Raw genomic sequence first — 10,150 nt, 5'->3', positions numbered from 1 at the left:
CTGCTTTATCTGTGGTAAGAAGAAGTGTATCAACTTCAGCAGTTGGCTTCTTCTACACCTGATTTGCAGTGTCGCACTTATTATCTGAATTTAGGCCTTTACAATGGTGTTCATTATAGCAATGCTGTTTAAACAGTTGAAAATCACTAAAAAATCTTATGAAAAATCGCGAAAGCTCACCCGTGATTTAGAGCTGGCTGTTCAGTCTGCGAAAAAGGCGCTAAAGGTCAAAACTGATTTCTTAGCAACAATGAGTCATGAAATACGCACTCCGATGAATGCGATAATTGGCTTTAGTTACTTATTACTTGATGATGAGCTAAGTAAAAAACAGCATGAAAAAGTTAATAAGATTCAGAAGTCTGCAGACAGCTTACTTTCCATTATTAACAGCATTCTTGATTTTTCTAAAATTGAGTCTGGAAAAGTAGTTTTAGAAGAAAAAACCTACAGCTTAGATGATGTATTAGATTACGTTTATTGCAGTAGTGAGGTTTCAGCTAACTCCAAAGGTATCGATTTTATCGTCAGTCGTGATTTTTCGATTGCTGATCAGTTAATAGGTGATAAAACTCGATTGCAGCAAATTTTAATCAACATTGTTGGTAATGCGATCAAGTTTACTAAGTCCGGCTTTGTTAAGGTTAATTTATATCAAAACTCTGCTCATGATCTTGTCTTTGAAATAAAGGACACAGGGGTAGGTATCCCTGAAGGTGTTAATGTATTTGATGTTTTTCAGCAAGCGGACAGTACAACGACGCGTTTGTATGGTGGAACTGGGCTTGGGTTAAGTATTACTGATAAATTGGTTGAACTGCTGGGAGGAAGTATATCTTTCGAAAGCACCTTAGGGCGTGGCAGCACCTTTACTGTTCGGCTACCCTATACTCCTGATCCTGCCGCTGAACCTACTGTTGCTCAAAGCATTGCGGTGATAGATCAAGACTCACGCATACAGGCATTATTTGCTAGCCTAAATATTGATTATTTTACTGTTGATTTTACTGGAGCTCTTGCTCATCGATCTATCCTAGGTATAGATGTTCATTGGTTCAAGAATCAAAATGCTTTAGCCTTTGATGTGGTCTCTGCTCTGAAAGAAAAAGCCGTTTTTATTTCAGGGGAGAGTGAATCTATACAAGGTGCTTTAGTAACAGGGCTGTTAACCCCTTCTAATGTTAAAAATAAATCAGCCTTTTTGATGTCGAAAGACACCCATACAGTTGATCATAAAAAGCCACAGCATAAGCATGATTTATTAAGTGGTAAAACAATACTTTTAGCAGAAGACAATAAAATTAACGCTAACATTGTGATTGCTGTTTTAAATAAAGTAGGCGCGAAAGTTGACTGGGTAGAAAATGGTGAAATAGCTTTTAAAAAAGCTCAAGAGTATCCCTATGACTTAATTCTAATGGATATTCGAATGCCTGTTATGGATGGCTACCAATCGAGTAAAGAGATTTCACGACACCTAAAAAATAGCAAGCCTCCAGTTGTTGTTTTAACCGCTGATACGTTTGAGATGGAAGGGCGAACTAACGTCGACTTCGGCATAGACGACTTTCTATTTAAGCCTTTAGATCCTCATCTTTTGATTGAGAAAATAAAAAGTTGGACGTCCATCGACCCTCGCTTGCACTTTGGTAATGAGCAGGCTCTAAAAGGCCTTTCTGAAGATAAATTAAATGACATTATCACAAAGCTTGAAAATCTTGAGTTGCTTCTAATGGAAGGTAGTTTGAAATCAGAAAACAGCATGGATGATATTGTTAAAGAGTGTGAAGGTGTGATTGATTTGAGCATTCTTAGGTCTGCAACTGAGGATATTGCATCTTATGATTATCAGGATGCAATGACGAAAGTCGAGAGTTTTAAAAGAAATTTATTTGCAAATTGTAAGGGAAATTAAGTGATCGATATGGCAGAAACCAACGACAAGGTGTTGGGTGAAAATGAGCGCATTCTTATTGTTGATGATGTTCCGAGAAATATTGATTTGCTAAAAGAGATTTTAACAGAGCACTATCAAGTGCAAATAGCAAAAAGCGGTGCATTAGCACTAGATATTATTGCTCGCACTATGCCTGACCTCATATTGCTGGATATTATGATGCCAGATATGAACGGTTTTGAGGTATGTGCAAAAATTAAAGCCAATCCTAAAACAGCAGATATCCCCGTTATTTTTTTAACAGCGGTGACCGATCCTCAGCATGAGCAGAAGGGGTTTGATGTTGGATGCGTAGACTTTATTACTAAGCCAATAACGCCGTTGACAACACTTGCTAGAGTGTCAACTCATTTAAAATTGGCGGAAGAAAATCTACGTAAAAAGCAAATTATCGATGATAGAACAAGAGAGCTCGGTGAGGCGCTGGAATCTACTGTTGGTATGCTAGGTGCTGTAAGTGAGCTTAATGATACCGATACTGGTGTGCATATGTGGCGAATGGCAGATTATTGTGCTGCATTGGCTAGGGCAATGGGTTGGGAGGAATCACAGGTTGAATTGTTAAAGCTGGCAGCCCCTATGCATGATACAGGTAAGGTTGGTATCCCCCATAGTATTTTGAAATCGCCAAATAAGTTAACGGATGATGAATGGGTGATAATGCGTCAGCATACAGTTATTGGGTATGAGATATTAAGAAGAGGGGAGGCGCCATTATTTAAACTGGCAGCTGAGGTGGCATTAGGTCACCACGAAAGGTGGGATGGCCAAGGCTATCCGTCAAAGCTAAAGGGTGGGGAGATTCCTCAATCTGCTCGAATTGTTGCATTAGCCGATGTATTCGATGCACTTACAATGGCGCGCCCTTACAAAAAGAGTTGGACGATAGAGGAGTCATTTGAACATATCCAGCAAGTGTCAGGTACTCACTTTGATCCAGAGTTAGTACGCACTTTCCTATCGATTGAAGATGAGTTGAGAGACATTAAAGAAAAATGGGACGCTGTTGACTAGGTTAGACAACAGCACAGCACTTCTTAAATTTTTTGCCTGAGCCGCAAAGGCATGGATCATTACGGCCTATATTCATTGCCGCAGAGTTGACTAAAGGGGTGTTTTTTTGCACCGCATGATCACCTGAAATATAAAACCATTGGCCCTTGATTTTTTTGAAGATAGAGCGCTCGCTCAGTTTGCCAATGTGTTTTCCTTCTTTGAAGTGCGCAGAGAACGCCACGACACCTGATTTATCTTTTTCTAAACCATCTTCAGTATCATTTATTTCTAACTTTATCCATTGCGTATTTTCGTTGCTGTCTTGAATGTCTGACGCTGCTTGATCAGGTCCCTCTTTTAACTTTTGCGTTTGTGATATGTACTCAAAGTTACCAATAGCAAAAGCGGTGTAGCGAGAGCGCATGAGGGTTTCAGCAGTAGGCGCTGTACCTGGATTGTTATGATACATACCACAACACATTTCATATGGACTTCCTATTCCGCAGGGACAAAGTACTGGGACTGGCATTGATCAACTCCTCTCTTCGCCAAATACACTTTAACAAATGAACTTTAAGGTGCGTATAATACCTTTTTATTTAATGGCTAACAGGAATTATTTGTGACTTCATCGGGCCCAACCTCATTTTTTTGGTTTGATTTTGAAACGACCGGAACGGACCCAGCGCGAGATCGCCCCATGCAATTTGCGGGTATTAGAACGGATCTTGATTTTAATCCGATCGGCGAGCCAATTATGTTTTACTGCCGTTTAGCGGAGGATGTATTACCTCAACCCGAAGCTTGTTTATTAACGGGAATTAGTCCGCAAGATGCCAATCGTGAGGGCTTATGCGAAGCAGAATTTATGCAGGCAGTTGAAGCAGAATTGTCCTCACCTGGAACCTGTGCACTTGGTTACAATAGCATTCGATTTGATGATGAAGTAGTACGTTATGGCTTCTATCGAAATTTTATTGATCCTTATGCGAGAGAGTGGCAAAACAACTGTTCACGTTGGGACATTATTGATTTGGTCCGTATGACGTATGCGATGCGCCCAGACGGCATTGTTTGGCCAAAAGGCGAGGATGGTCAAGTTTCCATGAAACTTGAAGCATTAACCAAGGCTAATGATATTGCGCATGAGCAAGCTCATGACGCCTTATCAGATGTCTATGGGACGATTGAAATCGCTAAGCTGATTCGTCAAAAGCAACCAAAACTATTCAATTATTATTTAAAAATGCGTCAAAAGCATGAGTTGCAACAATTTATCGATGTTGCGCGATTAAAACCTTTTTTACATATTTCTGGCATGTTTGGTCAAGCAAAACATTATTCCTCTTTTGTTGTGCCTATTGCTCCGCATCCTACTAATAAGAACGGTGTGATCGTATTTGATCTGATGGCCGATGCTCAGCCTCTGATTGACTTGAGTGTGGAAGAGATTCGTCATCGCGTATTTACACGACAAGAGGAGTTAGGTGACGTTGAGAGGCTTCCCCTTAAAGTTATTCATTACAACAAGTCTCCTGCTGTGGCTCCAGCGACTTTTTTGAAAGATGCCGATGTGGTTAAGCGCCTCGCCTTGGATGGTGCGATTTGTCGTCATAATCTTGCCATCATAAAAGGGCAAGCTGGTCTAGCAGCTAAGCTGAGTGATGTCTTTGCTCAGGAAGATCGACCAATACATAAAGACCCAGATGTTATGTTGTATTCTGGAGGCTTTTTTTCACGAGAAGATAAAGTCAGAATGGAGAAAATTCGTTCTACTCCGGCTGATCAGTTATCAGGGCTGGCAATATCGTTTGATGATCGTCGTTTACCTGAAATGTTAATGCGTTATATTGGAAGGAATTACCCCGATCAACTAACAGAACAGCAACAGTTCGAATGGGAAGAGTATCGACAAGTTCGCTTGCTTGAAAAAGATGGTGGTGGTTCTATTAATATGGAGCAGTATTTCGATCGCTTGAACCACATTGCTCAACTGCCAGATTTGTCTCAATCGAAACAGATAATGCTTCAAGACCTAGCGGATTACGCTCAAAGCATTTATCCAATACCTCTATAAGGAATAGATATGAATGAACAGAATAAAGGAATCCATTGGCTGGTTGGTTTTGCTGCCTTTGTGATTATCATAGCCGCCCTCAAAGCGGCATCTCAAATTGTTGTGCCCTTTATGCTGTCAGTATTTATTGCCATTATTTGTGCGCCAGCTATGTCTAGTTTGCGACGTCGTGGCGTGCCAACTTGGCTTTCTATTATGCTAGTGGTTTTGGTCATATTGGTGGGCATTAGTTCACTTGCTGTTCTCGTTGGTGCGTCTTTGGACGACTTCTCTAATCAGTTGCCAAATTATAAAAAGCGTTTTGCAGAAGAGGCAACGAGTGTCATTCAGGTTCTAAATAGCTTTGGCTTAAATGTCTCCTATGATCAAGTTAAAGGTTATATTGACCCTTCGGCTTTGATGCAGATGGTAGCGAATGCTTTAAGAGGACTTGGAAGTGCGCTGACTAATTTTGTCTTGGTAGTGATGATTGTGATCTTTATTCTCTTTGAGGCTGTTGAATTACCTAAGAAGCTGACCTTGGCATTTAGTGATGCTTCTAAATCCTTAGATAAGTTTGACTCATTCATCAAATCAGTTAATCGTTACTTGGTAATAAAAACCTTAGTGAGTATGTTTACTGGCGTTTTGATTACCTTACTTATGTGGGTGTTGGGTGTAGATTTCCCAATTTTGTGGGGTGTCTGCGCTTTCCTTCTAAATTTTGTTCCTAATATTGGCTCCATTATTGCTGCTGTTCCAGCTGTACTGCTTGCTTTTGTTCAACTTGGCAGCTTATCTGCTGGTTTAGTAGCAGGGTCTTTTTTATTGGTGAATTTGATCGTAGGTAATATGATTGAGCCACGCTATATGGGGCGAGGCCTAGGGTTGTCGACCTTAGTTGTGTTTTTATCCTTGCTGCTGTGGGGGTGGGTTTTTGGTCCAGTGGGGATGCTGCTTTCTATTCCATTGACTATTATTATGAAGTTGGCTTTCGAGGCCAACCCAAAAATGCGTTGGCTGGTAACTCTAATAGACTCAGAAACGAGTAAATCTAAGCTTTAAAAGCAATCGAAGCTTGCTGTGAAATAGAATCTATTTTGTAATTTTACTAGCGTATTTTGCTTTTTTTGTATATACTTCGCGATCAGTTTTTCCTCCGAGAATTTCTTTAAGGCATGTAAATGGTTACAGGCCTTATCCTCACCAAAAAAAGGTACTAATTTACATGTCTGACGCTGATACTCAGCCTACATTTGATTCGTTGGGTCTAATCGCCCCTGTTCTTAAAGCGGTTGCTGACTTAGGTTACGAGCAACCATCTGCTATCCAAGCGCAAAGTATTCCATATCTATTAGAAGGTCGAGACCTTTTGGGGCAAGCGCAGACGGGTACTGGTAAGACAGCAGCGTTCGCGCTTCCGTTGTTGTCTCGCATTGACGTTACAGATAAAACGACACAATTACTTGTCTTGGCTCCAACTCGTGAACTTGCTATTCAGGTTTCTGAAGCATTTCAAAGTTACGCTCGTAATCTTCCAGATTTTCATGTTCTGCCAATTTACGGTGGCATGTCATACGACACTCAACTTCGCCAGCTAAAACGTGGTGTTCAAGTTGTTGTTGGTACGCCTGGTCGAGTTATGGACCACATTCGTCGTAAAACATTAAAACTAGATGGCCTTAAAGCCTTGGTTCTTGATGAAGCAGATGAAATGTTACGCATGGGCTTCATTGACGATGTCGAATGGATTCTTGAGCAAACACCATCAACTCGTCAAATTGCTTTGTTCTCTGCAACTATGCCTGCAGTGATTCGTCAGGTAGCTAACCGCCATTTGAACAATCCTAAAGAAGTTAAAATTGTTACCAAAACTTCTACGGCAATGACAATTACTCAAAAATACTGGCCAGTAAGCGGTCTACATAAGCTAGATGCTTTGACTCGTATTCTTGAGATGAATGAACACGATGGCATGATCATCTTTGTTCGTACTAAAGCGGCAACGGTTGAATTGGCTGAAAAGCTAACGGCTCGTGGTCACGCTTGTGAAGCCTTAAATGGTGACATTAGCCAGAATTTGCGTGAACGTACAGTTGATCGTATTAAGAAAGGTCAAATTGACATTCTTGTAGCGACTGACGTTGTAGCACGTGGTTTGGACGTAGAGCGTGTAAGTCACGTTGTTAACTATGACATTCCATACGACACTGAATCTTATGTTCACCGTATCGGTCGTACTGGTCGTGCTGGTCGTTCTGGTACTGCAATTTTATTCGTTGCTCACCGTGAGCGTCGTATGTTGCAAGCTATTGAACGTGCAACTCGTCAGCCAATCGAAAGCATGACATTACCAACTGCTTCAGATATTAATGCGCATCGTGTTAATCGCTTCAAGCAAAGAATTACAGATGCGATGGATAACGAAAATCTTGATTTCTTCTTGGAGCTTGTTCAAAGCTACCAGAAAGAAAACGAAGTTGATCCATTGAAAATGGCTGCTGCTTTAGCGCATATGGCTCAAGGCAAAACGCCATTGCTATTGTCTGAAATGGAAGTTCGCCAAGAGCGCCGTGAACGTCGTGATGACCGTGAAAATAATCGTGGTGATCGTGCACCTCGCGAGCGTAAAGTTCGTCCGGTTACTGCTGAAGCTATGCCATTGAAAGATGATCCTAGTACTTCAATGACACGTTTCGTTGTTCAAGTCGGTTACAACGCTGGTGTTAAACCAGGTAACATCGTAGGTGCCATTGCTAACGAAGCGGATATTGAAAGCCGCTACATCGGCCACATTGAAATTTATGAAGATTTCTCTACCGTTGATTTGCCAACCAACCTAAACGCTGATGTTTTGGGTAAGTTGAGCAAAACACGTATTTGTGGTCAGCGTACAGACATTGCGAAATTAGAAAATGCAGACGAGCTGAATAAGCGTGCAGCATCTCCTTCTACTCGCAAGCGTCCTGCTGGTGGCAGTGATCGCCGCCCATCTAATGGTGGTGAGCGTCGTCGTCCAGCCGGTGGTCGTGATCGTGATAATAATCGTGCAGAGCGCCGTCCTAGAACGCCACGTAAAGACGGTTAATCAATTGTTTTAGATGTGATTAAAAAAAACCGAATCTAGTGATAGATTCGGTTTTTTTGTATTATACAGCTCCAATTTTGATAAGGCTTTAATAAGGTTTGATATGGAAAGAGCACCTCATTTGAATAGAAAGAAAATTAATATAACGCCATTTCTCTTTTTTGGTATGGGTTTGCTTTTTGTCCTCATAGGATACATCGTCACAAGATGTTATTTCTTAGCTGTTAACTCAGGCTATTTTATTAGTGAACCAGTCGGTGATATCTCTCTTGCTCTATTACATGGTTTACGGTTTGATTTAGCTGCCATTGCTTTATTAAATGCTCCTCTTCTACTGCTGTTATTGATATCAATATGGTTCCGCATTTTATTAGGTGCGAATATGAAGTTGATATATGGCTACTTATTTGTGGTCAACGTATCTGCAATTGTTGTTAACTTCATCGATACTGTTTATTTCCCTTATACTGGTCGTCGTAGTGGTCCAGAAGTTTTTTCTATGGCAAATGATGTCGTTTCTCAGCTACCTGAGTTGATTTTTGTCTATTGGTGGTACCTTGTCGGTAGTATTTTTATTCTTTGGTTCTATATCGCGGCTTTTCGAAAAATAGCAAGAAAATTAAAGGCTGTTTATATGCATTGGCTGTTGGTTTTTTGTCTCTGTTTTTTGTTGGTCTTGATCTTTATAGTTGCTGGTCGAGGAGGCTTTCAGTCTAAGCCTATTCGCGCTCTAAATGCTTACAGCTATCCTTCTAGTAGTCTGGGTGGTTTGGTGTTAAATACGCCTTTCAGCATATTAAAAGAGGATGCTGAGGATTTAGAAAGAGTTCATTATTTCCAGTCTGAAGATGACATCAGAGAAGTACTTGAGAATGGGAAGGCAGCAGGAGCAACAAGAAATAAAGATATTAGTGAGATAAATAAGCAAAATGTCGTTATTTTAATACTAGAAAGTTTTGGGCTTGAGTATTTGGGGCCGCCGTATGGGATAAAATCTTATGCACCATTTATTCAAGAGCTTGCAGAAAAAGGACGCTTTTTTCCTAATGGTATTGCTAATGGAAGGCGCTCAATAGAAGCGGTACCTTCTATACTGGCTGGTATACCGTCGTTAATGTCTGAAGCCTACATGAGATCACCCTATCAATCTAACACGACCTATGGGCTAGGTGAGATAGTGAAGTCGTATGGCTATAGTACTGCTTTTTTTCATGGAGCAAAAAATGGCAGTATGTATTTTGATAATACAACATACCGTTTTGGCTTTGATCACTATTTTGGCCGAAATCAATACCCAGACCCATCTCATTTTGATGGGCAGTGGGGGATATATGATGAGCCATTTTTGCAGTTTGCTGTGGATGAGCTAGACAAGTTGCCTAAGCCTTTTATGTCTGGGATTTTTACTATTAGCTCTCATCCTCCTTATAACTTACCTGAGCAATACCAAGACAGTATTCCTGAGGGTGATATTCCTATGCATAGAGTTGTTCGCTATTCTGATATGGCTTTGCGCAAGTTTTTTGAGTCGGCAGCCAAAAAAGATTGGTACAAAAACACTTTATTTGTTCTTACCGCTGATCATACGTCGGATAACTTTGATCCTCGATTTGCGTCTTCCTTAGGGCGACATCAAATCCCTATTATTTTATATCAGCCAGACGATAATATTGAGCAGGGTGTTATTAGTGAGGTTGCTCAACAAATAGATATTCCAGCCACAATAATAGATTATTTGAACCTTCCTGAGCAGGATAAAGTATTACCTTTTGGGCGTTCTTTACTGACTCAAAACAGCCAAGCGGATGCCGTTATAAAAGAAGAAGATTCTTATTGGTTATTATCGCAAGGTAAGTATGTCAAATTGTCGATGGAAGAAAATCTGCCTGTTGAGGTGGGTGATTTGCCTGCTACTTTCATGAAACCAGCAGGCCAAGTGGTTCAGGCTGATCTTGGGCAATTAGAGCGTCGATTGAAAGCGTACGTACAAATTTATACTAATGGATTGATTGATAATTCTTTATACAGTTTTTCATCTGAAAACACACAGTAG

At 40.7% G+C, this 10,150-nt stretch carries 7 protein-coding genes; 6 read left to right on the top strand and 1 reads right to left on the bottom strand.

Features of this window, described 5'->3' with window-relative positions; all coding sequences use genetic code 11:
* The first annotated feature begins 103 nt into the window (after nt 1-103).
* Both DFP77_RS15230 and DFP77_RS15225 read left to right on the top strand, forming a co-directional pair.
* A complete protein-coding gene (locus tag DFP77_RS15230) occupies nt 104-1,915 on the top strand; it encodes an ATP-binding protein (RefSeq protein WP_114413085.1) in 1,812 nt (603 codons plus the stop codon).
* Between the two features lie 9 nt (nt 1,916-1,924).
* Nucleotides 1,925-2,971 (top strand): HD domain-containing phosphohydrolase, encoded by a 1,047-nt coding sequence (locus DFP77_RS15225; RefSeq protein ID WP_114413090.1) that lies wholly within the window; start codon nt 1,925-1,927, stop codon nt 2,969-2,971.
* A 1-nt stretch (nt 2,972) separates the two neighbouring features.
* Here DFP77_RS15225 and DFP77_RS15220 read toward each other — a convergent pair whose 3' ends face one another.
* Nucleotides 2,973-3,482 carry a YchJ family protein gene (locus tag DFP77_RS15220; RefSeq protein ID WP_114413084.1) on the bottom strand — a complete coding sequence of 170 codons (510 nt, stop codon included), beginning with the start codon at nt 3,480-3,482 and terminating at the stop codon, nt 2,973-2,975.
* A 93-nt stretch (nt 3,483-3,575) separates the two neighbouring features.
* Here DFP77_RS15220 and sbcB point away from each other — a divergent pair, with 93 nt between their 5' ends.
* The 4 genes from sbcB to DFP77_RS15200 all read left to right on the top strand — a co-directional run bounded on the left by sbcB (nt 3,576) and on the right by DFP77_RS15200 (nt 10,150).
* Nucleotides 3,576-5,030, top strand: coding sequence for an exodeoxyribonuclease I (gene sbcB / locus DFP77_RS15215; RefSeq protein WP_114413083.1), 1,455 nt, complete (start codon nt 3,576-3,578; stop codon nt 5,028-5,030).
* A gap of 9 nt (nt 5,031-5,039) precedes the next feature.
* Entirely contained in the window at nt 5,040-6,074 is a 1,035-nt protein-coding gene (locus DFP77_RS15210; protein ID WP_114413082.1) for an AI-2E family transporter, read from the top strand.
* Nucleotides 6,075-6,237: 163 nt separating this feature from the next.
* Entirely contained in the window at nt 6,238-8,097 is a 1,860-nt protein-coding gene (locus tag DFP77_RS15205; RefSeq protein ID WP_114413081.1) for a DEAD/DEAH box helicase, read from the top strand.
* A 382-nt stretch (nt 8,098-8,479) separates the two neighbouring features.
* Nucleotides 8,480-10,150, top strand: coding sequence for an LTA synthase family protein (locus DFP77_RS15200; protein WP_181858571.1), 1,671 nt, complete (start codon nt 8,480-8,482; stop codon nt 10,148-10,150).

The organism is Marinomonas foliarum, assembly GCF_003337275.1.
Lineage (GTDB): Bacteria > Pseudomonadota > Gammaproteobacteria > Pseudomonadales > Marinomonadaceae > Marinomonas > Marinomonas foliarum.
The sequence above is the reverse complement of the archived record's forward strand: the minus strand, read 5'-3'. Positions and strand labels throughout refer to the sequence as shown.